General features: G+C 55.9%; 16 protein-coding genes and 1 riboswitch. Of the genes, 12 read left to right on the forward strand and 4 right to left on the reverse strand.

The genetic code is table 11. From position 1 onward, the window contains the following. The first annotated feature begins 36 nt into the window (after positions 1–36). The 4 genes from NYE48_RS02020 to NYE48_RS02035 all read left to right on the forward strand — a co-directional run bounded on the left by NYE48_RS02020 (position 37) and on the right by NYE48_RS02035 (position 7,106). Positions 37–1,317 carry a vWA domain-containing protein gene (locus NYE48_RS02020; RefSeq protein ID WP_340996575.1) on the forward strand — a complete coding sequence of 427 codons (1,281 nt, stop codon included), beginning with the start codon at positions 37–39 and terminating at the stop codon, positions 1,315–1,317. An 18-nt stretch (positions 1,318–1,335) separates the two neighbouring features. Next, on the forward strand, positions 1,336–1,983 hold the full coding sequence (locus tag NYE48_RS02025) for a hypothetical protein (RefSeq protein ID WP_036709555.1): 648 nt from the start codon (positions 1,336–1,338) through the stop codon (positions 1,981–1,983). A gap of 678 nt (positions 1,984–2,661) precedes the next feature. After that, on the forward strand, positions 2,662–3,924 hold the full coding sequence (locus tag NYE48_RS02030) for a hypothetical protein (RefSeq protein ID WP_212948614.1): 1,263 nt from the start codon (positions 2,662–2,664) through the stop codon (positions 3,922–3,924). After that, entirely contained in the window at positions 3,921–7,106 is a 3,186-nt protein-coding gene (locus NYE48_RS02035) for a GAP1-N2 domain-containing protein (RefSeq protein WP_052146961.1), read from the forward strand. The genes NYE48_RS02030 and NYE48_RS02035 overlap by 4 nt, the downstream gene beginning before the upstream one ends. Before the next feature lie 54 nt (positions 7,107–7,160). Here the strand turns inward: NYE48_RS02035 and NYE48_RS02040 are convergent, their stop codons facing one another. Beyond that, positions 7,161–7,568, reverse strand: coding sequence for a VOC family protein (locus NYE48_RS02040; RefSeq protein ID WP_340996576.1), 408 nt, complete (start codon positions 7,566–7,568; stop codon positions 7,161–7,163). A gap of 282 nt (positions 7,569–7,850) precedes the next feature. Further along, a riboswitch (purine riboswitch) is annotated at positions 7,851–7,950 on the forward strand. A 139-nt stretch (positions 7,951–8,089) separates the two neighbouring features. On the opposite strand from NYE48_RS02040, the gene NYE48_RS02045 reads away from it, so the two are divergent. Both NYE48_RS02045 and NYE48_RS02050 read left to right on the forward strand, forming a co-directional pair. Further along, entirely contained in the window at positions 8,090–9,520 is a 1,431-nt protein-coding gene (locus NYE48_RS02045; protein WP_340996578.1) for an NAD(P)/FAD-dependent oxidoreductase, read from the forward strand. Positions 9,521–9,935: 415 nt separating this feature from the next. Beyond that, complete coding sequence (locus tag NYE48_RS02050) at positions 9,936–11,264, forward strand: MATE family efflux transporter (RefSeq protein ID WP_246536749.1); 1,329 nt, start codon at positions 9,936–9,938, stop codon at positions 11,262–11,264. A gap of 166 nt (positions 11,265–11,430) precedes the next feature. On the opposite strand, the gene NYE48_RS02055 is transcribed toward NYE48_RS02050, so the two are convergent. The 3 genes from NYE48_RS02055 to NYE48_RS02065 form a co-directional block, all read right to left on the reverse strand. Continuing rightward, positions 11,431–13,065, reverse strand: coding sequence for an extracellular solute-binding protein (locus NYE48_RS02055; RefSeq protein WP_340996579.1), 1,635 nt, complete (start codon positions 13,063–13,065; stop codon positions 11,431–11,433). 81 nt (positions 13,066–13,146) lie between these two features. Continuing rightward, positions 13,147–14,031, reverse strand: a complete 885-nt coding sequence (locus tag NYE48_RS02060) for a carbohydrate ABC transporter permease (RefSeq protein ID WP_340996580.1) — start codon at positions 14,029–14,031, stop codon at positions 13,147–13,149. A gap of 15 nt (positions 14,032–14,046) precedes the next feature. Beyond that, on the reverse strand, positions 14,047–14,946 hold the full coding sequence (locus NYE48_RS02065; protein ID WP_081992337.1) for an ABC transporter permease: 900 nt from the start codon (positions 14,944–14,946) through the stop codon (positions 14,047–14,049). Between the two features lie 571 nt (positions 14,947–15,517). Here NYE48_RS02065 and NYE48_RS02070 point away from each other — a divergent pair. The 6 genes from NYE48_RS02070 to NYE48_RS02095 all read left to right on the forward strand — a co-directional run bounded on the left by NYE48_RS02070 (position 15,518) and on the right by NYE48_RS02095 (position 26,698). Beyond that, the gene (locus NYE48_RS02070) at positions 15,518–17,770 is read left to right on the forward strand and encodes an AraC family transcriptional regulator (RefSeq protein WP_340996584.1); all 2,253 of its coding nucleotides are present in this window, start codon (positions 15,518–15,520) and stop codon (positions 17,768–17,770) included. A gap of 328 nt (positions 17,771–18,098) precedes the next feature. Then, positions 18,099–18,698, forward strand: coding sequence for a TetR/AcrR family transcriptional regulator (locus tag NYE48_RS02075; protein ID WP_036709578.1), 600 nt, complete (start codon positions 18,099–18,101; stop codon positions 18,696–18,698). 103 nt (positions 18,699–18,801) lie between these two features. Beyond that, positions 18,802–19,074 (forward strand): hypothetical protein, encoded by a 273-nt coding sequence (locus tag NYE48_RS02080; RefSeq protein ID WP_036709582.1) that lies wholly within the window; start codon positions 18,802–18,804, stop codon positions 19,072–19,074. Between the two features lie 454 nt (positions 19,075–19,528). Beyond that, a complete protein-coding gene (locus tag NYE48_RS02085; protein WP_340996588.1) occupies positions 19,529–21,931 on the forward strand; it encodes a glycoside hydrolase family 95 protein in 2,403 nt (800 codons plus the stop codon). 257 nt (positions 21,932–22,188) lie between these two features. After that, a complete protein-coding gene (locus tag NYE48_RS02090; RefSeq protein ID WP_212948623.1) occupies positions 22,189–23,316 on the forward strand; it encodes a GntR family transcriptional regulator in 1,128 nt (375 codons plus the stop codon). Positions 23,317–23,488: 172 nt separating this feature from the next. Then, complete coding sequence (locus NYE48_RS02095; protein ID WP_340996590.1) at positions 23,489–26,698, forward strand: alpha-mannosidase; 3,210 nt, start codon at positions 23,489–23,491, stop codon at positions 26,696–26,698. Positions 26,699–26,781: the final 83 nt, after the last annotated feature.

The raw sequence follows: 26,781 nt of genomic DNA on the forward strand, positions 1-26,781 counted from the left end.
AACTTTCGTTTGGCCTTAAAGGAAAGGAAGATGGATATGCAGCGAAAATTGAATCTGCTCCTGCTGCTGTTCAGCCTGCTTGGCGGTGCCGTCGGCTACATCATCGCGGAGATCATGCTGAATACGTGGGGAAAAGACTGGCCCCGGATCGTGGCGGTCGGACTCTATTTTGGCGTGCTTGCCTTATGTATCGGGCTGGGCTGCCTGATCGCCGAAGTCATGTCGCCGCGGCTGAACGGCCCCTCCTGGAAGCAGCGTTATGCGGGGACGTCGTGGAAGCTGCTGGTGCCGGCCACGCTTGTGATGATATTCGTCCTGTCGCTGGCTCTCGAATTCGTGTACGAGATCAACGGCGGGGGAACGAAGCCGGTGAAGGACATCGCGCTGGTGATCGACAACTCGGGCAGCATGACGCAGACGGATCCGGACAACGAACGATACGCCGCCGCCAAAAACATGATCGACCGGATGGACGGCGGCAACAGGGTCGCGGTGCTGGTGTTTAACGACCAGACGACGCTGCTGCAGCCGTTTGCGAAAATGAAAAACCAGGCTGCCAAGGACGAAGTGACGGCCAAAATCGACGCGCTGGAAGCGACGGACGGCGGCACGGACATCGGCCTGGCTTTGTCGGACGCGATGAAGCAGATTGAGGATGAAGGCAATGCAGGGCGGGGGACGATGGTCGTCCTGCTTTCCGACGGCGCGAGCGAGGTAGACTTGAATTCGGCCCTTGCTCCTTATAAGCAAAAGCAAGTCCAAGTGAACACGATCGGGCTGAGACTGATGGATCCGCAAGGTTCCGATCTGCTGAAGGCGATCGCGCAGGAAACGGGCGGACAGTATTACGATGTGCAAAATGCCGGCGATTTGTCGCCGGTGTTCCAAAAAATATACCGGGATGCAGGCGAGCGCACGCTGCTTACCGAGCGGACCGGACCGCAGGAGAACAGCACCCTTTACTTGATCGCCCGCGTGGTTTTCCTCGCATTGATCGGCGCCGGCATCGGCATTGCGCTCGGGCTGATCTTCGATAACCGCTATCTCGCCCGCAGCTTTGGCGCCGGAGGCACGGTTTCCGGGCTGCTGGCGGGATTGCTGCTGGAATTCGGATTGACGGGCGAAGACTGGAAAGACAGCATCATCCGGCTTTTGGCCTGCCTCGTGCTCGCCGGCGTACTTGCGGTATTTACGGCGATCGTGCCGGTCAAAGAGAACGGAAAGATCGAAGCGGGCCTGCATCGTCCAGGCCAAGCAGGGCGTTCGCGGAACGGATTTGCCGGCCGGAACCCCAACAGCAACAGCAGAGGATTTTAAACGGGAGGAGAAAACAGGATGAGGTTCATCGATGCGGATATCAGCTCCATGCTCATTCGCGGCGTGACCCATCAGCTGGATGGAGACCGCTGCACGCTCCGCTGGCGTTGGCCGGAGGATATCAAGGCGGTCTATATCGAGCGCAGCATGGCGGGGGAAGAGCCGATGCCGGATGCCCGCCGGCCGAACATGAGCAGGCTGAAGCTGTACACCCGGAATGAATATAAAGCGGCGAACGGCTACCATGACCGGATCGACGGGGTCGGAAAGGTCGTGTATACGATTTATGCCGCCACCGAAACGGAGGAGGGCCCGGCGCTGATCCGCCAGCATGACGGCCAGAACCGGAAGGAATTCAGCACGGGCAGAGCAAAGGTGTGGTTTTCCATCCGCCACAAGGGCGGTTGGCTGCAAAAATACAAGTCGGTGCAAATCAAGGTAACCACCGAGATTCCGATCCCGAAAGAAGCGCTTTGTTACGTCAAAAAGACCGGCGGTTATCCGGCGAATAAAGACGACGGCACGCTGTACCCTTTCGTGGCGGATTTCGAAGCCGGCGTAAACGTACTGCCGGTGATCGAGGTCGGCAAAAACGATTACGTGCGGCTGTTTTTCACCGACGGGAAGAAATATGGGCAGATGTATGAGTTGGTGCCGGAATCGTAAATTGGGCGCTCCATGTAAATTCCCTCCGGCCTCTGTTGAAGTCGTGTTATCGGAATAGACTATGAGGACATAACACGACTTCAAAGGAGGCCCGTAAACTCTCCGGGCAATTTACATTCCGCTTGGTGTTTCGGGAGGAAAGTGTGAGCTAATTCGGAGGAGTGAAGAGATTGCCTCGCCTGCTCCGTTGAAGCGAGAACATAACACGGCTTCAAAGGAGGCCCGTAAACTCTCCGGGCAATTTACATTCCGCTTGGTGTTTCGGGAGGAAGGTGTAAGCTGATTGGCAGGAGCGAATCAGCTTGATCTTCGCGTGGGCGCCCGCCGGGGGAAGAATTTTATAGGGATCGCGCACTCAAACGAGAAGTTTCTTGCTTTACGAAGTATAATGTAGTAGGAAGACGCATAAGACGAACGCAAAAGGTCGCGAGAGACGAATCGATAGGACGCCGTGATCGGCAGCTCGATTCCGTCCATCGCGTCGGCCCGCTGCGCAATGCTCGGCATAAAGTCATATTAGCCTTATTTATAGAGTGAAGTTTTAATAACATAAACGAATCATTCCATAAAAAGCTTCATAATGAACTATTTCGTCACTTTTGATATGATGATCGATACGCGCAGGCAGCAGGGCTGCCGTGCGGCAACCCACCAGCCAAAGGGGGAAGAGGGAAACCAATGGGCATTTTCAATATGTTCAAAAAGAAACCGATCGCCGAGCCTAGGCCGCTTTTTTACGATATTGTGTGTCCGTATTGCTTCAGCAAATTCGCGCCGGACGAGGTCGTCTTCCGTGCAGCCCACAGCCGGGAGGACGACGAGGATTACGCGCTGCAGGAGGACGAGGTGCTGAACCGGTACCGCGAGCGCTTCGGCTTGGACTCGGTGTATGACATGGAAGCCATTTTGCGGCCAAGCGACATTCCCGAGGAACGCCATATTTATTCCGATCACGTGCTGGTCGGCCTGAATGACCGCTACGGGGTAGTGACGCGCCGCCGCCTGTGCCCGAAATGCCATAACGAGCTACCGGTCACGTCGGGCAAGGTGCCGAGCAACATCATTTCCATTATCGGCGCTTCCCAGGTCGGCAAATCCGTCTACATGACGTCGCTGATCCATACGCTGCAGCATTCGACGGCCGACCACTTCAACGCGGCATGCATGCCGCTGAATGCTGAAATCAGCCGCAAATTCCGGACGATGTACGAGGAACCGCTGTTTGAACGCGGGGATTTGCTGGCATCGACCCAGAAGGAAAAAATGCAGGAGCCGTTCATTTTCCAATTCGTGTTCAAGGACGAGAGCAAACCGCCGCTGACGCTGGTGTTTTTCGACGTGGCGGGCGAAGGGATGGTCGACGAGGATTATCTTGGCCTGCACGGCCAGCATATCAAAAATTCGGCGGGCATCCTGTTTATGGTCGATCCGCTGCAAATCCGCTCCATCCGCGATAAAATCCGCATCCAAATGGGAGACGAGCCGGGAGAGTGGGTGCCGCAGTACGACGAGCCGCGCGACGTGGTGCTGACGTTGTTCGGCGACTTTATCGCTTACGAGGATAAGGGGAAAACCGACATTCCGACCGCCGTGGTGCTGACCAAAAGCGATATGCTCCACTCCTTGAAGGACGAAGACGGCGAGTATATCAAATCGAACAGCAACGTGTTCCACAACATGGTGCACCGCAAGGCGCTCAATTTGACCGAATTCGAAAATATCGACGGCGAGATCCGCCGCTTCATCGAAAAGGTGGACCGCCCGTTCAAAGGCACGATGGACGTTTATTTTTCCAACACGGCGTATTTTGCGGTATCGGCGCTTGGCAGCAACCCGGTCAACCAAAAAATGCAGTCCGTCGTCAGCCCGATCCGCGTGGATGAGCCGTTTATCTGGCTGATGTATAAGCTGAATTACATAGAGGGGAGAGTCGACGCATGATGTTACCCCCGAATGTAGTGCAGCAGCAAATGTATACGCGCGAGCGTCGGGGCATTTTCCGCGATAACGAAGGATTTGACACCGTCGCCCGTTCTTCGGGTCTGGATCAAGCCTATATCAAAAAGGTGCTGCATCCGTATTGCCAATACGATGCCCCTGCCGAACTTGCGGCACGAACCGAGAAGGAAGGACAGGAATATCCGGATGCGCTGCACGTCATCCATACCGAATCCGGCGATACGATCGTCGGACGGAGCGTATTCCAGCCGGCGGATTTTACGGGGCTGCGCAGCGCCTTTTTTACGCATAACTACGTCATTCCCGCAGATTTCAAAGATTCGCCGGAAACGGATTACCGCACCTGGCTGAACGCTTCGTTTGCCGAACGGTACGATGTCGAGCAGGGGATGGACCTTCCGGAACTGCCCGCCATCCCGGCCAAGGACCATGAGGGCCATCTTACCCGGGAGCAGGCGCTCGGGCTGCTTCAGGAACTCAAAATCGACGAGCAGGCGTTCAAGCAGCTGCTGTTTGCGGCGATGGCCTCGGTGGCCGGCAAGAAAAAGGTCTACATTGTGCTGGACGTGCCGATCGAGCAGCTTTCCGAAAAAGCGAAACGGCTTTTGGCGCTGCTTTTTGCCAGCCTTCCTTACGGCATCCGCCGTCAGCTCGGCTTCCAGACCTATGCGCGGGAGCCTCAGAGCAAAAAAGGCGTCCAGATCATGTTCGTCGAAAAAGGAAGCTTGCGGCTGAACGACCGCAGCATCGAAAAGGACTTTCTGTTCGAGCTGGCGGCCGGGCGCATATTAAACGCCGATCTGGACTGGGACGACCAGCCTTATTTGGATTTTGCCTGGGATAACCTTGGTAATCCGGAACGGGCGGAGCGGTTTTACGATTTTTCGGCCCGGATGCTCAAAGACATGGAGCCGATCCGTCAAATCGCGATCGCCAGCTACCACGAGCTTGCCGTGCTTTTCCAAATGGAAGAAGGGAACCTGGAGCTGTACGAGCCGAACAGGCTCAGCGTGCTTCGGGCGATGCTCGATTTATTGGAGCCGGCCGGTTCCCTGCCTGCAAAGATGCGGCTGAACGATTTGTTCCTGGCCAGCTTCGACCTGGAGTTTGACCGGGTCAAACAAGGAGAGCTGCCCGAGCTTGAAATTCTGGAATGCATCAAGGACTATTACCGGGTGGATAAAAAACACAGCGAACGGAAGATCGTGGAGTATTTTATCCGGGCGCTGAATAACGCCATTACCCTTGGCCGCAAGGATCTGCTGTCCGCGATCTATGGAATGATCGAAAGCGATGCGGACCTGTGCACGGCATTTTTCGGCCGGGTGCTCGCAAGCCAGGGGCTGCCGAAGCTGATGTTTAACCCATATATCGAAAACCGGCTGAAAAAAGCGATGAAAGCGCGGGACGTGGCGGACCTGCTGCATCGCTGGGTGACGTCGCATCCGGTGGTGTTAAGCAACGACTTTTTTGTCCAAACCGCCGAAAGTCAGCTGATAGACAAGCTGCGGAAGGAAGCCGAGCCGGTCAAAGCCGTCAATCAGGTGCTGGATCAGCTGGACGAGCTGGACCAGGATCCGCAGCATGGTTTTTCGCTGGTGGAAGGAGGCTCGTTTTTCGTCGACAGGCTGATGTATGCGGCGAACCTGTTCCTCCTGAAGGACGTGCAGCTCGACAAGATCACGAAAGAGCAGCTGCTGCAAATCGGCTTTTTGAACAATCCGAAGGAGTTCCGCTCCTGGGTGTCGCGGTTTGACACCCGGACCCGTTCGAAAGCGGAGGTCATGCTGGCCGCGCACCGCTGGTTTACGAGCGTGGAGCCGGACCCTTCCCTGCTGAAAGGACTTTCCCCGGAGGAGCGGGACGAGCTTCAGCGTCTTGCCCGAAATTGGCTGCGGAAGGAAGTCGGGTTATCCCGTTTCGGCAGCATCACGCTGGCCTTCTGTTACGATGTGGATGCAGGGGCGGTGGATTACAACGGGCTGATGGAATTTTTGCATAAGCATGCACCTCATCCCGAGACGGTCTACGAATTTATCGAATGGTCCGCGAAGGAGCCGGCGTTCGTGCGGCCGCGCGGCTTGATTCCAGCCTATGCGACGGCGATTTTGAATTATTTCCAAAATTACGATGCTGCCGCGTTCAAAAACAAAGAAAACGTGCGCAAATATTTCGACGCGGCGGCTCCGGAGTTAAAAGCGGTCTACGACAAAGCCAGATACGAGCTGGCGTCGCCGCTTGTGAAGTTTTTCCGGGGCAACCCGAGAGTATTCAAGCTCAGCGCGGTGCTGACGCTAATGATCGTCGTGATCGGGGGCATGCTGATCGTCATGCAGGCCAACGGCGGGTTCAAAAAAGAGCCGGAGAAGCAGGTCAACGCCGAGGCGAAACCGCCGGTTGCGGCAACCGAAAACCAAAATAAGGCGGAGGAGCCGAAGGAACCGGTCGAGGCCGCGAAGGAAGTGCCGGTCCTGACGTCCAAAACGATCAAAAACGCGGACAAAACCCGCGTGACCCAGCTTGTGTTCCACTTCAAGCAGCCGGCTTCCTGCCGCGATTTCGTCGCAAATGAAGTGACTGTCATGGGGAAAGACGGAAGCATCATTTTGGAAGTCCCGACGCCGCGTTTCGTTCATGCATGCGCGGAAGAAACGGCATCGGATCAAGGCGCGGGTTCCGCGGATGGAACGGGGACGGCTTCGGGTGCGAACGGTACGGAAGGAACGGCGGGAGGCCAAAACTCCGCGTCCGGCTCGGACGGTTCAGCCAACGAAACCGGAAATCCGGAAGGTGCCGTCGCTTCGGATGGCACGGCATCCGGCCAGGAAGGGACCGAAGGAACGGATGCGTCCGGCACGTCCGCAAGCGGAGGGGATAACCCCGGCGGCAGCGGGGCAGCCGGAACGGCGGAGGACGGCGGTCCGGAAGCTTATACGAGCACGGTAACGCTCAAACTGATCAAAAAGTTGGACCTGAACAAAGTGGACCAGGTGCTGGTCGATAACGTGCCTTACGTGATCATACCGGAAGACCAGTTAGGCAAAACGGACGTGACCGGGGAGGGCGCGTCCACAACGGATACCCAAAATACAGTGGAAGGCGGCACCGAAGACGGTTCGCTGGGCGGCATCCAAGATACGGGAAACGAATCGGAATCGCCATAAAATAAACAGAGCGTCCTGATCCTCATTGGAGGAAAGGGCGCTCTTATTTTTGCCTCAGGCCTTCATTTGCTGCGAATCCGGATGCATCGCCATAAATTCGATGCGGTTGCCGTCGGGATCCCTCGCCCAGCACTGCCAGTTGAGATCCTTCCCCTGCTGCGGCTCAACGTCAAGGGGAACGCCGTTTTGTTTCAAATGGTCGGCGATTTCCTCGATGCTGTCGACTTCAAGGCACAGATGGGAAAAGCCGACGGGGCGTTCCGGCCGTTCCGGTTTTTGCTTGCCGCCGTAAAACAGCTCGATGAACTGGCCGTCGGCGACTTTAATGTATTCAATCCACGGATTGCCTTGATCGTCTTCGATGGAAAACGCCTTTTTAAAGCCGAGAACGCCGCAGTAAAAATGCAGGGAGCGTTCCATGTCCGCCACGTCAAAAGCCAAATGCCCGATTCCTTTGATCATTTTGCAAGTCCTCCTTATCGCGTTGGCATGGGTCATACCGGTGTCTTTTTGTGGAAGCGCATTCATGATAACTCCAACGGCCGCGTTTTTCAATACCGTGAAGCGCATGGCAAAGGGCGAAAAACACAGCAAAAGCAGAAGGTGATTCTTGAATGTTCGGTTTTAGACTATGATTTATTAAATAAGCTAAATAAACACGCTCGTTTTACTCGATAAATACGAATTATTTTGTTGTTTTTGATTGACACTTTCGTGTTTGTTCGATAAACTTATATTTGTTGTTGATGATATAGAGAGATTGTTCGTATATCCTCATTGATATGGTTTGAGGGTTTCTACAAGGGACCGTAAATCTCTGGCTACGAACAGGACTGCTTTTTGGCATACCTGTTCCTGCGCCGGGGATTTTTTTGCGCTTATAGACATTTTGTCCGGATTCCCGAACCGGGCTTATGGCACCGGGGGCGGGGATGCCCCGCAGGGAATGAAATCCGACTACTCATACTTCCAGGAGGTTCGAGATGAACAAATATGACGTGATTGTCGTTGGAGCCGGTCCGGCCGGCATTTTTGCCTGTTATGAATTTGCGTTGAAGGCTCCGCATTTGAAGGTGCTGTTGGTGGATAAAGGCCATGACATTTATCGGCGCAGCTGTCCGATTCTGGAGGACAAAATCAAGCTTTGTCCGCCTGCAGGAGGCCGTAAGGAGTTTGCCGGCTGCGTACCCGCGTGTTCGATCACGGCAGGCTTCGGCGGAGCGGGCGCTTATAGCGACGGGAAATTCAACATCACGACCGAATTCGGCGGCTGGCTGACGGATTATTTGTCTCCTTCCAAGGTCATGGAGCTCATCCGTTACGTGGACGCGTTGAATCTGGAGCATGGGGCAACGACGAACATCACCGACCCGACGACCGACGTCATCCGGGGCATCGAGCAGCGCGGTTATGCCGCGGGCTTGAAGCTGCTGCGGGCACAGGTGCGCCATCTCGGGACCGAACAGAACCTGGAAATTTTGAAATCGATATACGAATTTTTGAAAGCCCGGGTCGATATGATGTTCAAAGCGGAAGTCGAAGACATCGTCACGAGCAAAGACGGCGGCACGCATACGGTGCACGGCATCGTGCTGAAAAACGGGGAGACGTACGAAGCCGACCGCGTGATGATCGCGCCTGGGCGGGACGGCTCGGGTTGGCTGACTTCGATCCTGAAAAAGCGCAGGCTGAAAATGTACAACAATCAGGTCGATGTCGGCGTCCGCGTCGAAACGTCCGATGTGGTCATGCGGGAGATCAACGAGCATCTATATGAAGGAAAGTTCATCTTTAACACGTCGGTAGGAACAAGGGTCAGAACGTTCTGCAGCAACCCTTCGGGGCATGTCGTGGTGGAAAACCACACGGGGGCGATGGCGGCCAACGGCCATTCCTTCAAAGACCCGGCGCTGGGGTCGAGCAATACGAACTTCGCTTTGCTCGTCTCGCATAAGTTTACGGAGCCGTTCGACAAGCCGAACGAATACGCGCGGGAAATTTGCAAACGGGCCAACGATTTGTCGGGCGGCGGGATCATCGTTCAGAAATACGGGGACATTCTGCGCGGCAGACGTTCCACGGAAGCGCGGATCCGCGAAGGGTTCCTGGAGCCGACGCTGAAGGAAGCGGTGCCAGGGGATTTGGGGCTTGTCCTACCGTACAATACAATGAAAAGTTTAATTGAAATGATGCAGGCGCTCGATCAGGTGACGCCGGGGATCGCTTCCGAGCATACGCTGTTTTACGGCGTGGAGGCGAAGTTTTATTCGGCCCGGCCGAAGCTGTCGGAAACGCTGGAAACGGAAATCAGCGGGCTGTATTGCGGGGGCGACGGCGCGGGCATTACCCGCGGTCTGGCCCAGGCGGGAGCCGCCGGCGTGTGGATTGCGCGCAGCATCGTGGATTCGCTGTAAGCATGCATATGCATAAGGTGTTCCGGAACATGGCCGACGGCGTGACAGACGTGAGCCGGACGCGAACATCGTTTTTTTGCAAAGGTTATTTAAAGGTATGCCTTTTCCGATTTTCGGAGGGGCGTACCTTTTTTGTACCCCGATTGGTTAAAAAATGTATTAGAAACAAACCGTGAAGAAAATGAAAGGGAACGCATTTTTTAAAAAATAATTTCCTGGCTTCTATATTGATAAATAATAAACGATACAATATAATGTCTAAGTGTATTTCAAACCAATGAATTATTTGTCTAATAAAAGGAGATGTTGTCATATGAGTTCCTCACAGCAGGCCGCCGGGCATGCGGATGATATCCGAAGGCCTGAAGGCGCGCCCCCATTGAATGCTCAAGCGCAACCTGGCGTCTACCGCGCCATGATTGCTTTTCTGATTCCGCTCATCTTAAGCAACGCGCTGCAGTCCGTCGGACAGCTGGCCGGCACGATCGTGGTCGGTCGGTGGATCGGCGTGGATGCGCTCGCGGCCATATCGGCCTTTTTCCCTCTGTTCTTCCTGCTGGTTTCGTTCGTGATCGGAATCGGCTCCGGGAGCGCGATCCTGATCGGTCAGGCTTACGGCGCCGGAAATATGGAGAAGTTAAAGACGATCGTCGGCACGACCATGACCTTTACGTTCCTGCTTGGCATCGTGCTTGCCATCGTTGGCGGCATTTTTACGGAGGATATTTTGCGCATGGTCGGCACGCCGGCCAACATTATGGACGTCACGATCCATTACGCGCGCATTATGTTCTGGAGCTTGCCGGTCATGTTCCTGTACATGGTGTATACGACGTTTATGCGCGGAACGGGCGACTCCAAGACGCCGTTTTATTCCTTGATCGTCAGCACCGTGCTGAATCTGGCTTTCCTGCCGGTTCTTATTTTCGGGTGGCTGGGTTTGCCGAAACTGGGCATTTACGGCGCGGCGTACGCTAACGTGATTTCGACCGTCATTACGTTCGTCCTGCTGCTTTGGTACACGTATTGGAAGAAAAGCCCGCTTCGCTTGGACGCTTCCGTACGCAAGCATCTGGGCATGAACAAAGACATGTTGAAGCTCCTGCTCCGTTTGGGCATCCCGTCCAGCGTCAGCATGATCCTCGTGTCCTTGTCCGAAATCGCGGTCATCGTGTTCGTCAACCGTTTCGGCTCCAATGCCACCGCGGCATACGGATCGGTGAACCAGGTCGTGAGCTACGTCCAGATGCCGGCGATCAGCCTCGGGATGACGGTGTCGGTTCTGGCGGCGCAGTCGATCGGCGCGAAACAGAACGATCGTTTGAAAGAGGTCATCCGCGCGGGAATCGTGCTGAACTATATTATCGGCGTGGCGCTGATGATCCCGATTTACATTTTTTCGAAAAACATTTTGTCCTGGTTCATCACGAGCCCGGAAACGCTGAATATCGCCCATGAGCTGCTTGTCATTACATTGTGGAGTTACCTCATTTTCGGTCACGTGCAGATCGTCGCGGCGACCATGCGCGCAAGCGGCGTCGTATTATGGCCGATGATTTTCAGCGTCATTTCCATCTGGTGCGTCGAGGTGCCTGTCGCATACGTGCTGTCGTACCATACGAGCCTTGGCATTCGCGGCATTTGGCTCGGCTATCCGGCGGCATTTATCGTCAGCATGATTTTGGTCTATTCGTATTACTGGTTGTCGTGGAAAAAGAAACAGATTACCAGTCTCGTGCAATAAGTCAGCTATTAAATCCAAGGGGTTCTCGTCTGAACGCGAAAAAAGCAGCCTGCGCAAGTAGCCTTAAAGGGCAAAAGCGCAGCTGCTTTTTTTTCTTTTGTTTTGTTCTTCTTTGGGCCCGGAAATAGGAGGTGCGGACGGGCCGCTGCCTGCGCGGTGAACTACGTCAACCGTTGTTCTTGTATCGTTCGTAAGCCTGGTTGTAAATCTCCATATATTCGTCCACGCCCATCTTCCGAACCGTGTCGACGTATTTATCCCACTCGGACATCGGCACGGCGCCGGTAATGAACTTCGCTTCCATCTCGCCGATGTAGGTCTCGATGTCGGACCCGACGGTGGAGCGGAAATCCGTCTCTTCTTCCGTGTAGTTGAAGGCGTTCCAGATCTCCGGGATGCGGTGCGGCTCTGCTTTCTTGCCGACGGCGATGGATTCCGGAAGGGACTCCGAGCCTTTGAAATATTTTTCCTGCACGTAACCCGGATAACTGCCGCCGAGCCATGTAATATATTTGGCCAACGCCTGATCCATCGTCAGCCCGTCCGGATTGTTCGTGATCTCCTCGACGTATTCCAGCTTGCCGTCCGCCGCCTTGCGGTACGTCTGCCCTTCGATGCCCATGAAATAGAAGGTCGCCCCTTCGTCGCCGTAAAAATGATCGATCCAGCGCACCGTCGCTTCGGGATGCTTGTTCTTGTCGGTGATGACGAAGGCGCCGGGCCAGACGGCGGGCACTTTGATGTGCGAGTACATCTGATCGCCGTGCGGTCCTTTCAGCGCGCCCAGACCGGTATACCCGTCCTGGTTCATCTGGGTTTTCGGGTTCGGGTTGATCGTGGCACCCAAAACGCCTTCCTGCCCCTTGGCATACAGCGCGGCCGTCTTGATCGTGAAAATTTCCGGATCGATCAATCCTTCGGCATACAACCTTCGCACATAATCGATGACCTCTTTATATTTGGGATCGATGCGGAAGAAGCGGAGCTTGCCCGTCGCAGGATCGACGTCGACGAATTTGTGCCCGAGGCCGCGGTCGCCGAATCCCCAAGCGCCGCGCAGCTGCTCGATCAGCGGGTTGATGCCTTCCCCCGCGTAAGGAATTTCATCGGCCTTACCGTTGCCGTTCAGGTCGGTTTCTTTCACTTTCTTCAAATACTGGTAAAGCTCCTCGGTGGTCTCCGGCTCCTTCATATTCAGCTTGTCGAGCCATTCCTGCTTCACCCAGAGCGGGGTGCCGATCAGCATCGGCAGGAAGTCCGGGCTGTAGAGGGAAGGGAACGAATAAATGTTGCCGTCGGGCATCGTCAACCCTCGTTTCAAGTCCGGATATGTTTCGAGGAGCTTTTTGAAATTGGGCGCGTATTGATCGATGAGATCGTTCAGCTTGACGAAGGTCCCTTGCGCCCCGTATTTCATCAGATCGGATGCGGGAACCCGGGCCGAGTAGAATGCATCCGGATAATCGCCGCCGGCTAAAGCCAGATTGCGCTTCTCGGTCAAATTCTCGAAGGGCACGAGCTGGAACGTCACGTTAATGTTCGTCATCTTTGCGTATTCCTTCCAGACGAGCGTTTCTTCGAACTTGTTGCCGTTGGTCGGCGCTTTGCCCGTAAAGAACGTCAGCGAAATCGGTTCCTTAACGATCGGCATTCCGGTTGCGTTCACATTCGCCCCCGCTTCCTTGCCCGGTTTCGGATCGGCTTTCCCTTCCTCTCCGCTTCCCCCGTTGCTGCAGGCCGACAGCAAGCCGGCGGCCAAGGCCAAGGCCAGTGCTGCAGCGGTCCATCTCTTTTTGCGCATAACATATGCCTCCTCATGAATTGGTTTTATATATCGCCTAATGAGTGTCAGTCAACCTGAGAAGCCTTCGGGACGCTTGCGCTATCCTTTGACCGCCCCGATCATGACGCCTTTGGCGAAATATTTTTGCAGGAACGGATATAGCAGAAGCACCGGCAGATTGGCCACGATAACGACGGCGTATTTGATGGCTTCGCTTTGCATGACGGTTTCGGCCAGCACGTTGTCGCCGACGCCTTGCATCTCCTGCATCTGCTCCTGGATCAGGATTTCCCGCAAGATGAGCTGCAGCGGGTATTTCTCGCGGTCGGTCAAGTACATCAGCGCGCTGAAATAGGCGTTCCAGTGGCCGACGCTATAGAACAAAATCATGACCGCGATGATCGGCATCGACAGGGGCAGCACGATCCGGACCAGCGTTCCGATATTGGAGCAGCCGTCCATGGCCGCGGCCTCCTGCATCTCCTGCGGGATGCCGTTCTGGAAAAACGTCCGCATGATCAGGACGTTGTAAACGGATATTGCGCCGGGCAGGATCAGGGCCCACATCGAGTTTAGCATCCCGAGGTCTTTGATCAGCAGGTACGTCGGCACCATGCCGCCGCTGAAAAACATCGTCAGCACCATCATCCCGGAGATGACATTGCGGCCGTACAGGTCTTTGCGGGACAGCGGATACGCCGCCGCGATCGACAACAGCAAATTGATGGCCGTCCCGATCACCGTGTACAGCAGCGTGTTCGCATAACCGGTCAAAATTTCGGCGTTTTGAAAAATTTTTTTGTACCCGATCCAGGTCATGTCTTTGGGCCAAAGCCACACTTCGCCGCGCATGACCGCCCCGGGGCTGCTGAATGACGCGACGAGCACGAAAATGAGCGGGTACAGCACGATGACGCAAATAAGCGCCAGAAGGGCGTATACGACCCAGCCGAACAGCTTGTCGCCTAAACTTTGATTAACCATGCAAATCAGCTCCTCCTACCATAAGCTGGTGTCGTTCATCTTTCGGGCGACGCGATTGACGACGATCAGAAGAATGAAATTGATGACGTTGTTGAACAGTCCGACGGCCGCCGAATAGCTGTATTGCCCGTCGACGATCCCTTTGCGGTACACATGCGTCGAGATGACGTCCGAGGCCGTCATATTAAGCGAATTTTGCATCAGGTATACCTTCTCGAAGCCGACGCTCAGGAGCGAGCCCATGTTCAGAATAAGCAGGATGGTAATCGTCGGCATGATGCCGGGCAAGTTGATATGCCATATCCGCTGCCAACGGCTGGCGCCGTCGACCCGGGCGGCCTCGTGAAGCTGCGGGTCGATAGCGGTCAGGGCGGCGAGATAAATGATGGAACTCCAGCCCATCTGCTGCCAGACGCCCGACAGCACGTACACGCTCTTGAACCAGCTCGGCTCCGTCATGAAGCGGATCGGTTCGCCCCCAAGCCAGGTGATGACGAGATTGACCAGCCCCGATTCCGGCGAGAGAAAAATCAGGAGCAAGCCGACCAGGACGACGGTCGATAAAAAATGCGGCGCGTACGTTACCGTCTGAACGAACCGGCTGAACTTGCGCGAACGCACCTCGTTAATGAGGAGCGCGAGCAGGATCGGCGCCGGGAAACCCACGAGAAGCTGATACAAGCCGATCCCCAGCGTATTTTTAATGAGCCGCCAAAAATAGTAGCTTTCGAAAAACCTTTCGAAATGGTGCAACCCGACCCAGGGGCTTCCCCAGATGCCCTTCGTGGCGATAAAGTTTTTGAAGGCGATCTGCACGCCGTACATGGGGACGTATTCGAAAACGATAAAAAAGGCGACGACCGGCAGCAGCAGCACGTACAGATCCCAATTTCTGCGAATTTGTCTTTTCAACATATCACCTCGCTTTGAACGTTCGTTTAGGAGTATAGCAGCGACAGGGACGGGGCGGTATTGACACTTCTTTCACTTCTTTGCGCCGAATTGGCCGACATAAAGAAAAGATAAGGATCTAAAAAAATGCAGAGATTGCCCGATCCTCCGGCATGGGCGGCGCCCGGAGGCTGCGAAGCGAACAAAAAAGAGACCCAAGTCCACGCGGCTTTCCAAGCTTCCGCGGCAGATCAGGTCTCTCCAAGGCTCCACCCTGTCTATTTACTTATTGGTATCAAGATAAGGGACAACTGTTAATCCTGTTCAAACAAAAGGTTAACGCCACATTAATTCTAAACCCGTTCCTCCGCCGGTCCGCCCCGAGAGCGATCTGCACGGATCAAAACAAAGGTTTGCGAGAACGATGATAAAAGCCTGCCGACTGTTTTCCAAACGGTAGGAAAAATGAACTTTCCCGGAGAATTATAGAACGTGACTGGAGGAGGTTTCGAATCCACTTCAAGTTTAGGGGAAGCCATGTTTATAGGCCTGTTCAAGGTTTGGGGTAGTTAGATGGAGAAGGGAGCAAGCATGATTGAAATGGCCGATCGTAAACCGCAAAACGCTAGGGTTTCAGATGTTTGCCATTTTTCTATGCATCATCCTGTTGTTTTCCGTTTTTAACGTGCTTAGCATTTTTTTGTTCAACCGGGGAGTGCAGCGCGAGGTGATCCAGTACAACCGCCTGATGTTGAACAATACGGCCGACCTGTACCGCGCCCATTTCGAGCGCATCCGGACGATGCTGTTCGAAACGTACCGGAACGCACATGTCGTGGCTTATGACAGGCAGCTGGGAAAAACGGGGGAAGGGCCGCAACCGCTGATGGCTTCGGAAGTTCTGAAGGCGGTTCGCGCCGAGGCGTTTAATTCGATGAATTATCTGAATAACTTGCTCATCTATTACGAGCGCGGATCCCTGATCGTCGACAAGGAGGGCACGGTCGACGCGGAAATGATGTTTTCCCGTTTCTACGAAAGCAGCCGTTATCCGTTCGCTTATTGGCGGGATCAAACGAATCGGGCCGACAATTACGTTCTGCACCCGAACGACGCGTTCACGATCAACGACCTGAACGTGTCCTACACCGCGCAGCTGATCCCGTTTTCGTTCCGGATGCCGTCGTCGGATTATGTTGTGATCGCGCTGCTGGACGCCCGAACGATGTATCAGACGTTTTTCGGGGAAACCGGCGACCGGCTGTTCATGATCGTCTCCGATGACGGGACGCTCGTGTACAGCTCCTCCGGCGAGCTGTCCGCGATGGACATGCCCGCGTTCGAAGGCGGCCGGGACTATGCGCTGTCGGAAGACCGCTATTATTTTGCGAAGAAAGACCCGGCGTCCGGATTGACCTACGTTACGGCCGTACCTTCCGCGGATATTGCGTCGAGAGTACGGAACGCCAGCCTGTCGCTCCTTGTCGTCTTCGCCGTGTCCGTCGTCATCTGCGTGATGGCTTCGCTGTATTTCGGCCGCAAGATCAACCGTCCGGTGAAGCAAATGGTTGCATCGCTCATGCGGCGGGATCCGGTCAAAGTGCCGAGCGCGATCCAGGAGTTCGATCTGATCCAGCGAAATATCGGCGAGCTCATGAAGGAGAAGGAGGCCATTCGCAAGGAACTGTTGGGGAAGCGGACGCTCCTGACCAGCTTCGGTTACATCAACAAATTGAAGGCGATTACATCCGACATCAACGAATGGAACGATATCGCCGGAATCGACGAGCCGTTCGTCCTGGTGCTGTGCCAGCTCCATTTCAAATCGAAAACCGTCTCCGCCAGCCAGCTCCGGACCGACCGGATGGCGTATTATGTCCGGGAATATATCCATATCTTCCTATCGGAGCGAATGCCTTCGTCGCATACGTTTCAAATCGAGAACAATCAGATTCTGTCGCTGATCCGGAGCGAGGAAACACGGGAGACGCTGGATGAGACGTTGGAGACGCTCAAATCGATCCTCGACCGCGACAAGGCTTACCTGCTCGCGACGATCGCGGTCAGCTCCGTCCATGATAGTTCCGCGCAGTTCAACGACGCCTATCGCGAGGTACTCCGGATGGCCCGGCAGGCGAGGCCCCTGGACGAAAGCCAGGTGCTGCGCGTTCATCGCGCCGTGCCGGAGCTGCTCCTGCTGACGGTGCCGCAGGAACAGGAATTGTACGCAAATTTGCAGGCCGGAAACCGCAATTACTGCATCTCGTTCATGGAACGCATGCTGGACCGGATGGACAAGAAAGGGGCCGGCGTTCAGCAGCTCCGTGAGCTTGCAGGGGGCGTCATCGCCAGAGTCGCGAAAATACTGGAGCCTTACGGCTCGGACGCCGACGCCTCGATGCGTCTGCGTTATGTCGAGCATGTAGGCGAATGCTTTACGCTCGACCAGTTCAAGCAGCTGTTCGTGCAGTTGTTCACCGATGCGGCTGCGGTCGTCCAAGCGAATAAGGAGAAGCAGGATCCGACCGTCTCGCTTGTCATGGAGATGATCGAGAACCGGTACGCCGACGATCTTTCGCTTGATTTGCTGGCCGACAGGTTGAACTTGTCCGCAGCCTACCTGTCGGTTTATATCAAGGAGAAGACGGGCGCCAATTTCAGCGATCATCTCAACGCGGTCCGGATCCGCAAGGCCAAGGAGCTGCTGGCGGGCACCGAGCTGAGCGTGCAGGAGATCAGCGCCCGCATCGGGTATCGCAACGTGACATCCTTCAACCGGATGTTCAAAAAAATAACCGGCATTCCGCCGGGCGAGTACCGGAAAAGCCAATGGCTCAAAGCTGAATAGGAGCCTTTCGCAAAAAAAGGCGACCTTGGCATAGGATCGCCTGAAATGATCCGCCCTTGGGTTTGAAGCAGAAATACTGCAAGATCGCAGAAGCAAAGCGCCTTAAGCGAAGAGAGCGACGGTGAACGGATGGCCGGGATCCCTCCGAACCGTGGCTCGGCGTTCGCCTTATAGGCGCTTTATATATATGAACAAGTTGAAAAGGGAGTTCAAATAAAGTGCGATCCGCGAATTGCTGCGCTTCTTGCCGGCCGTATGTTATTGCAATATACTCGGAATGGAACAATCGTTCAACATTAAGCGAACCGAGGAACAGAGGGTTTATTCCATGAACAAACGTCATTACAACAGCGAGGAAACGCGGCAGGTCATCGCCGAGAAAGCGGCGCAGCTGTTTGCGCAAAAAGGCTTTGCGGGCACGTCCATCGCGGATATTTCGCGCGAGTCGGGGTTTAGCAAAGGCCATATTTACTACCATTTCGAAAACAAAGAGAAGCTGTTTGTCCACTTGTCCCTGGAGACGATGCGCAACTGGGGAGAAAAGTGGAAGGCGGTCGCGGGTTCGTACCCGACGGCCGTAGAGAAGCTGTACGGGATGGCTTATTTCGTCATGAATAACTACAAGACGCCGCTGCTGCCTGTAGGCCAGGAGCTGGCGATGAATCCGAACACTTCCCCGGAGACGCTGCAGGCGCTGCAAGGGCTGGCGGCTACGCCGATGGCCGCTTACGCGGAGATTTTCCGCGAAGGGGTGGAAAACGGCGAATTTGCGATCGAGAACCTCGAAGAGACGACGCTGCTGTTCGGCAGCTGGATGGGGACGTTGTGCCAGTTTACGCTGACGATGGACGGCGAACCGCTGCAGCGGCTGTTCCAGCAGGCGGTGACCATTTTTGTGGGAGGCATCCGGAAGAGGGAAGACACTTGACGTTACGCATGACTTTTGCCGTTTTGGCTTCGGAACGGTAACTTTCTGCATCCCTATAACGTTCTACTTAATAAGTATGATTGTTATGGTGGAGGTGATGTGCATGCTTTATTGGTTGTTCGAAAGGATGAACGTCCTTCTTCCCGCATTTGTTATCTGTCCGCTCCTGGCGGTTTTGATCGGGGTGTTTTGCCGCCTGCTGCACGTCAATATCCTGGTCGGCGCAGCCATCGCGCTGCTGCTTCCGCTGCTGTTTCTTGCAAACGACTTGTCCGCTTTGGCGGACAATATCGACGCATGGGCCATGTACGGCGCGATTTATGGGATCGTCGCGTTTGCGGTCTACAAGGTATGTCCGAAAAAGGTAAAGTTCTGATCCGTTTTTGAGCCCGGCCTAAAACTTCACTGACCTTGCAGCATAGGCAGAACGGGAGCCATGCTTGGAAAAGGCAGTCTATCAATGAAACGAACGGAAAAGGAGACCGCTTTGGGCAAAATCGTTACCGTCTGAAAGTGCCGATGAATACATTCGTGAGGGTCGTTCTCAGCCGCCTATTGGAAAGTTTGCGTCCGATAGGGAAGCAGGGAGGGCTCTTTTTTCTTTGAATAATATGTTTAATTTTGGATGTCGGGAGTGTACAATGTTCCTCAATACGGAGATAGTGTAATCATAAGGGCCGGTGCCGCTCTGGATCGTTTCAGTCATACCGCTGAATATGGAAGCGTTTGCGGCGTACGATAGGCGCTGGGGCACCAGCCGAACCGGGTAACATCGTGGATTATATAGCTATGGGTCAGGCCATAGAAAAATGGGATGGGGGTCGGCGGCAATGGCGAAGGGGAACATGCTTTGGTACAAGCAGCCTGCGAAAAAATGGGAGGAGGCGCTCCCGCTGGGCAACGGACGAATGGGCGCGATGGTGTTCGGCGGCATTCGGCGCGAACGGCTGCAATTAAACGAGGATACGCTTTGGGCCGGTTATCCGGTTCAAGAGGATCATCCGGGGGCGGCAGCCTCCTTGCCGGAAGCCCGCCGCCTGCTGGCGGAGGGAAAATACGCGGAGGCGCAGCAGCTGATCGAGCGCAGCATGCTCGGCATGCCCGGGCAAGGCGTGCAGCCGTATCAGCCGCTCGGCAATTTGATGTTGGAATTTGCGGGGGAGCCGGATGAACGGGACTATACCCGTTCGCTGGACCTGGATACGGCGGTTGCCCGGACCGAATTCGGCGCGGAAGGACGCAGGCAGAGCCGCACGGCGTTTATTTCGGCGGCCGACCAGGTCATGGCCGTCCGCATCGAAAGCGCAGATCCGGCTGGCGTGAAGCTGGCGGTGTCTTTGACTTCGGAGCTGAAGCATGCCGTGCAGGCTTATTCTGACGGCTCGCTGCTGCTGACGGGCGAATGCCCTCTCCGGGTGCGGAACCACAACAACGGGCAAGAACCGGCCGTGATTTATGACGAAGAACAGCCGGGAAGGCCGATGCGCTTCGCCGCGTTCGTTCGCGTGCTTCCTGAAGGGGGGCGCCTTCATGCCGGGGATGGCCGGCTGATCTTGTCGGGCGCGAGCGGCGTCACGCTGTTGTATACATCGGCGACAAGCTTTGACGGTTCGGACCGGATTCCGGGGCATAGCGGCATCGATCCGGCGGCGGTCTGCCGCCGCGTCATGCGCGAAGCGGAGGGCCAAAGCTTCGATGCGCTGCTGGAGGCGCATGTACGCGATTATCAGGCGCTGTTCAAGCGCGTAGATCTTCAATTGGGCTCCCCGCAACGCGCGGATGTCCCGCGCGGCCTGCCGACGGACGAGCGGCTTCGCCGCATCATGAACGGCGCCAAAGACCCGGATATGCTCAGCCTCGTGTTCCAATACGGCCGCTACCTGCTCATATCGAGCTCGAGGCCCGGAACGCAGGCGGCCAACCTGCAGGGGATATGGAACGACAAGGTGCAGCCGCCCTGGAACTGCGACTACCATTTCAACATCAACGTGCAGATGAACTACTGGCTTGCCGAAACATGCCATTTGTCCGAATGCCACGAGCCGCTTTTGGACCTGATCGGGCAGCAGGCCGTCACCGGCGCGCGTACGGCCCGGATTCAGTACGGCTGCCGGGGCTGGACCGCGCATACGATGTCGGATTTATGGCGTACGAACAACGTCGGGCCGCACGGGGATGCGCAGTGGGCTTATTGGCCGATGGCCGGGGCCTGGCTGTGCAGCCATTTGTGGGAGCATTATTTGTTTACCAGAGACCTGGGTTTCCTGAGGAACCGGGCATGGCCGCTGATCCGCGAAGCCGCCGGGTTTTTGCTCGACTGGCTTGTGGCCGATGATGCGGGACGGCTCATCACCAGCCCGTCCACTTCGCCGGAAAACAGCTTCATCGTGCCGGGTACGGACCGGCATAGCTCGGTCTCGCGGGCTTCGGCCATGGACATGACGTTGTGCCGGGAGCTGTTTGGAATCGTCATCGAGGTCTGCGGTTTGCTGGGAGAAGGAGAGGATTTCGCCGATCGCTGCCGGGAAGCGCGAAGCAAACTGCCCCCGCTGCAAATCGGCGCGAACGGCCGGTTGGTGGAATGGGATCGGGATTTCGACGATGCCGATCCGAAACACCGCCACCTTTCCCATTTGTACGGCCTGTACCCCGGCAGCGAGCTGACCGTAACGGGAACGCCCGAATACGCGCAGGCGGCGCGGCGTTCCCTCGAGATTCGCGGCAACGAAGGCACGGGCTGGAGCATGGGCTGGAAAGTGGCGTTGTGGTCGCGTTTAGGCGACGGGGACCAGGCATGGCAGGTGCTGAACAATTTTCTTGCGATCGTGGATGGCGAAGGCTTTGATTACCATAAGGGCGGCATCTATCCGAATCTGCTGTGCGCGCATCCGCCGTTTCAGATCGACGGCAACTTCGGCGCCGCGGCAGGCATCGCCGAAATGCTGCTGCAAAGCCATGAGCGGGACATCCATCTGCTGCCGGCCCTGCCGGGGGAGTGGAATGAAGGAAGCGTCAAAGGATTGCGGGCTCGGGGCGGTTACACGGTGAACGTATCCTGGGCGAACGGCCTGCTGGAGGAAGCGACCGTAACGGCCGATTTCGACGGAAGGAGCAGCGTAAGGTACCGCGGGCAAACGCTCGACATCGATTTTACGGCCGGCACTTCGGTAACGATCGGAACGGCGGAGGAAGGTCTGCTGCGCATTCGACGGGTCGACGCGGGAACTGCCTGAGCGGAGCGAACGAATGCTTTCGGGGATGAAGCCACCCGGCTCCGGTGATCGCCATCGACGCAAATCGCATCCGCTCCGTTGACTTGCCTTGCAGCCTAAATGATATAATGAATGTTATAAAATCATGCCAACGAACGAATCGAGACTAAGGAACGCGCATCCGGAGGACTGACGGGAGAAGAACGCTTAGCTCATTCCATACACACAAGGGCGGGGCAACCGCATGCGAAGCAATAAACGTCATTGGGGGGTAGCAGATGAGTCAGGAACGGGAACCGCTCTATATCCAGATCCAAAACCACTTCAAACAATTGATTTCGTCCAGGCAGCTGGTGGAGGATGACCGGATTCCGACCGAAAAGGAATTGATCGAGCAATTTCAGGTCAGCCGCATTACGGTGGCCAACGCGCTGGCCGACTTGGCGAACGAAGGGTGGATTTACCGGATCCCCGGCCGGGGCAGTTACGTCAAGGGCATACCGGAAAGCTACATCCAGAACGCCGGGGACGGCCCTTTCGAAGCGCAGCAGGCGACAACGCCCAAAATCGGGCTTATTTTTCCTTCCATCGAGGACTTTTTTGCGATCCAAATGGTGCGCGGCATCCGCAAGGCGCTGAAGGACAGCAAATATTCGCTGATCATCATGTTTACGTACAATTCCAAGGAACTCGAAAAAAACGCCATTCGCGAGCTGCGCTCCAAAGTGGACGGATTGCTGATTTTCCCGGTGGACGCCGAGGTATACAACGAAGAAATCATCGCCCTGAAAATGCAAAATTATCCGTTCGTGCTGCTGGACCGGCATCTGCCGGGCGTCGAGACGAATGTCGTGTTGTCCGATCCGCTGCAGGGTTCGATCCTTGCCGTGGAGCATCTATGGAACGAAGGGCACCGCAACATTGCGATCTGTTCGGACACGCCGATGCCGACCGTTACCGTCGAGGAGCGGATCCAGGGGTACAACGAGGCGTTGAAGCGTCAGGGGGCGCTCATTAATCCGGCGCTGATCCTGACCGATTTCAGCATTCAGGACGAGCCGTTTCAAGAGGACTACCCGCTGTACCGTTTCATCAAAAATAAAATGGCTACCGCCTACATCGCCTTGAACTGCAAGCTTGGCGTGCATATCTGGTCTTTGGCCAGAGCGGCCGGCCTGCGGGTGCCGGAGGACGTATCGATCATCACCTTCGACAATCCGAGCCCGATGTTCGAGGAGTTCAGCATCTTTACGTTCATTAACCAAAAAGAAGAGCAAATGGGATACGAAGCGGGAAAAGTGCTGCTGCGCCTGCTCGAAAATCCTGCACATACGCCGAAGTACAGCAAAATCATTATGCAGCCGGAGCTGGTCCCGCTGCGCACCACCGGACCGGCTTCTTCTTAACCGCATACGTGGCAATAACCGGTTTTTCCGATTGTGGAAAGCCGGTTTTTTCTTTTTACGACATTCCATCCTTGGGGATCCCGCCGATGTTTTTTAATGATATTTTTAGATATAAATGATATATTGTATATATTAAAAGGTCATTTGAACCGGAGAAGGGAGCAGGGGACTTATGAGATTTGTTCTTCAAAAATTGGAGAACCGCATTCGCGAATTGGCTGGACTCAGATACCGGGAAGGCCGGACTTTGGATCGGGTCCGCATCGTGCCCGACGTGAAGGGGTTAAAGGAGGCGCGGGAGCTCGCCCCGTCCAGTCCAGTTGTTCGCGTCGGCGACCGCTGGGGCGGCCGGGACCGTTACGCGTGGTTTATTACGGAAGTCGAATTCCCTCAAAGCTGGAGAGGCCGGGATGTCATCGGCCTGATCAAATTCGGCGAAACGGGCGGAGGGAACTGCTCGGGATATGAAGCGCAAGCGTACTTGAACGGGGAACCGCTCCAGGCGCTGGACCGCAACCATGCGGAGCTGTTTTTCCCGGATGGCGCGGTGGCCGCGGGCCGTGCGGAATTGGCCGTTTACGCGTGGAGCGGGCTGACCGCCCATGACGGGCGTTCGCCGTTCGATCACCGCATCGATTCGCTTAGCGTAGGGATCTTGGACGAACATGTGGACGACCTGTATTATACGTCCTTGCATATGCTGCAAACCGTAAAGCAGCTGGATGAACGCCAGGTGGAAAGGCATGAGCTCACCGCCGCTTTGGAAGAAGCTTTCCGCGAGCTGGACTGGAGCCGTCCGGGTTCCGACGCTTTTTACGCTTCGGCCGTACAGGCGCGCCAAACGCTGCGGGCACGGCTTGAAGCGATTCCGCGGGGGCCCCGCCCGCAAATTACCGCCGTCGGGCACTGCCATATCGACGTGGCCTGGTTGTGGCGCCTGCAGCATACGCGCGAAAAATCGGGACGTTCGTTCTCGACGGTGCTGACGTTGATGGACCGCTTTCCGGAATACGTGTTCCTTCAGTCGCAGCCGCAGCTGTACGCCTATTTGAAAAAAGACTTTCCGACGCTGTTCGAAAAGATCAAAGACCGCGTCCAAAAAGGCAACTGGGAAGCGACCGGCGCGATGTGGCTTGAATCGGACTGCAATATTCCTTCGGGCGAGTCGCTGGTCCGCCAAATCCTGACGGGCAAACGCTTTTTCAAGCAGGAATTCGGCGTCGACAACCGCGTGCTGTGGCTGCCGGACGTGTTCGGCTACAGCTGGGCGCTCCCGCAAATTCTGAAGAAAAGCGGCATCGATTATTTCATGACGACCAAAATCAGCTGGAGCCAATACAACCGTTTCCCTTACGACACGTTTACCTGGAGAGGGATCGACGGAACGGAGATTTTGACGCATTACATTACGACGCCGGATAACGACGGCAGCTGGTTTTACACCTACAACGGCAACGTGACCGGAGCGTCGGTGCAGGGCTTGTGGAACAACTACCGCCAGAAGGATATCAACGACCGCTTGCTGCTTGCGTACGGTTGGGGCGACGGGGGCGGCGGCCCGACCCGCGATATGCTGGAAGCGGTGCGGCGTTACGAGGACATGCCGGGAGCGCCGCAGGTGAAAGCCGGCGGGGCCGAGGATTTCTTCGTCCAGCTGGAGGAGAAGGTGAAGGACAATCCGCTGCTTCATCTGTGGGACGGCGAATTGTACCTCGAATACCACCGCGGCACCTATACGTCCCAGGCGTACAACAAGCGGATGAACCGCCGGATGGAGCTGCTGCTGCACCAAGCCGAATTCCTGAACTCGCTGGCGCTGGCGCTCCATCCGGGTCACGCCTACCCGTCGGAGCAGCTTGCGGAAAGCTGGGAGATCGTGCTGCGCAACCAGTTCCATGACATTATTCCGGGCTCCTCCATCCATGAAGTTTACGAGGACAGCAAGCTGGAATACGAGGAATCCGAAAAGCTGGCGCTGGCGGCGATCGAAACGGGCCTTGCCAGCTTGAGCGGTCATAAGGCATCGGCAGCTGTTGGCGCGGAGAAAGGGCTGCCGGTCCGCATCTTTAATGCGCTCGGCTGGACGCGTTCCTTCCTGGCCGAGGTCGATGTGGACGGCGCGGCGGAATATGCCTGGTATACGGCGGATGGGGTTAAGCTGGATATCCAGGCACCTTCGGCGGGATCTTGGGATCAAGGCAAGGCGCTGGTGGCGGTTCAGGATGTTCCGGCATACGGATATACGACCATTTACGGACGCCGCGAGGCGGACCAAACCCAAAGCGGCGTTGGAGCGAACGCGACCGGCAGCATGGCCTCCGAATGGGCCATCGAAAAGGATCGCCTGGAAACCCCTTATTACAGCATCCGCTTGAACGAAACGGGCCAAATCGTTTCGCTATACGACAAGCAGGCCGGACGCGAAGTGCTGAAGCCGGGACAGCCGGCCAACGTGCTGCAGGTGTTCGAGGATAAGCCGATGGCGCATGACGCATGGGATATCGATATCTATTACCAAGAGAAAATGACGGTCGTGGACGGCTTGAAGGAGCAGGCGGTGCTCGAAGCCGGTCCGCTGCGCGGCGTGCTGAAGCTGGTGTACGGTTATCATGGCTCGACGATCGAGCAGCATTTGACCGTCTACCGCGATCATCCGCGTATCGATTTCAAAACGCGCGTCGACTGGCATGAACGCCAGCAGCTGCTCAAAACGGCCTTCCCGGTGGAGATCCGTTCGACCAAAGCGACGTACGAAATCCAGTTCGGCAACGTGGAGCGGCCGACGCACTGGAATACGAGCTGGGATTACGCGCGGTTCGAATCGGTGGCCCAGCGCTGGGTGGACCTGTCCGAAGGCGGCTACGGCGTCAGCCTGCTGAACGATTGCAAATACGGGCATGACATCCGGAACCACGTCATCCGCCTGAGCTTGATCAAGTCCGCCGTGTATCCGGACGGAAGCGCGGACCAAGGGCTGCATGAATTTACGTATTCGCTGTATCCGCACAGCGGCGGCTGGTATGAGGCGGGAACGCATCAGGCGGCTTGCGAGCTGAATGCGCCGCTGATGGCGGCAGGCATTAGCGGCGAGACGGGGCTTCCGGAATCGCTTGGCATGCTGAGCGTAAATACCCGCAACGTGATGATCGATACCGTCAAAAAAGCCGAAGACGGCAGCTCGCTCATTGTGCGCCTGTACGAATTCGGCGGCATCCGGACGAAAGCGGCGGTCGAAATCGATCCGTACTTCGGTGCGATTCGCTCGGCGGCGGAAACGGACTTGATGGAGGAGCATCCGACTCCGCTGCCTGTCGATGGACGGACGATCAAGGTGGCTCTCGCGCCATACGAAATCAAAACGTTGAATATTACGATTTCCTAAACCTGTAGAGGGCGCCTTGTGGCGTCCTCTTTGATTTTTAGGCTTTAGCCAGTTGAGCTCGCGAAGCGTGCGAAACAAAAAAC

This window comes from Paenibacillus sp. FSL M7-1455 (assembly GCF_038004655.1).
GTDB lineage: Bacteria > Bacillota > Bacilli > Paenibacillales > Paenibacillaceae > Paenibacillus_AQ > Paenibacillus_AQ cookii.

Excerpts from the sequence above, each read along its gene's own strand:
- NYE48_RS02035 (WP_052146961.1), top strand. The coding sequence starts at position 3,921 with ATGATGTTACCCCCGAATGTAGTGCAGCAGCAAATGTATACGCGCGAG.
- NYE48_RS02085 (WP_340996588.1), top strand. The coding sequence starts at position 19,529 with ATGGCGAAGGGGAACATGCTTTGGTACAAGCAGCCTGCGAAAAAATGG.
- NYE48_RS02030 (WP_212948614.1), top strand. The coding sequence starts at position 2,662 with ATGGGCATTTTCAATATGTTCAAAAAGAAACCGATCGCCGAGCCTAGG.
- NYE48_RS02045 (WP_340996578.1), top strand. The coding sequence starts at position 8,090 with ATGAACAAATATGACGTGATTGTCGTTGGAGCCGGTCCGGCCGGCATT.
- NYE48_RS02075 (WP_036709578.1), top strand. The coding sequence starts at position 18,099 with ATGAACAAACGTCATTACAACAGCGAGGAAACGCGGCAGGTCATCGCC.
- NYE48_RS02080 (WP_036709582.1), top strand. The coding sequence starts at position 18,802 with ATGCTTTATTGGTTGTTCGAAAGGATGAACGTCCTTCTTCCCGCATTT.
- NYE48_RS02025 (WP_036709555.1), top strand. The coding sequence starts at position 1,336 with ATGAGGTTCATCGATGCGGATATCAGCTCCATGCTCATTCGCGGCGTG.
- NYE48_RS02065 (WP_081992337.1), bottom strand. The coding sequence starts at position 14,946 with ATGTTGAAAAGACAAATTCGCAGAAATTGGGATCTGTACGTGCTGCTG.
- NYE48_RS02055 (WP_340996579.1), bottom strand. The coding sequence starts at position 13,065 with ATGCGCAAAAAGAGATGGACCGCTGCAGCACTGGCCTTGGCCTTGGCC.
- NYE48_RS02050 (WP_246536749.1), top strand. The coding sequence starts at position 9,936 with ATGATTGCTTTTCTGATTCCGCTCATCTTAAGCAACGCGCTGCAGTCC.
- NYE48_RS02040 (WP_340996576.1), bottom strand. The coding sequence starts at position 7,568 with ATGATCAAAGGAATCGGGCATTTGGCTTTTGACGTGGCGGACATGGAA.
- NYE48_RS02095 (WP_340996590.1), top strand. The coding sequence starts at position 23,489 with ATGAGATTTGTTCTTCAAAAATTGGAGAACCGCATTCGCGAATTGGCT.
- NYE48_RS02020 (WP_340996575.1), top strand. The coding sequence starts at position 37 with ATGCAGCGAAAATTGAATCTGCTCCTGCTGCTGTTCAGCCTGCTTGGC.
- NYE48_RS02060 (WP_340996580.1), bottom strand. The coding sequence starts at position 14,031 with ATGGTTAATCAAAGTTTAGGCGACAAGCTGTTCGGCTGGGTCGTATAC.
- NYE48_RS02090 (WP_212948623.1), top strand. The coding sequence starts at position 22,189 with ATGAGTCAGGAACGGGAACCGCTCTATATCCAGATCCAAAACCACTTC.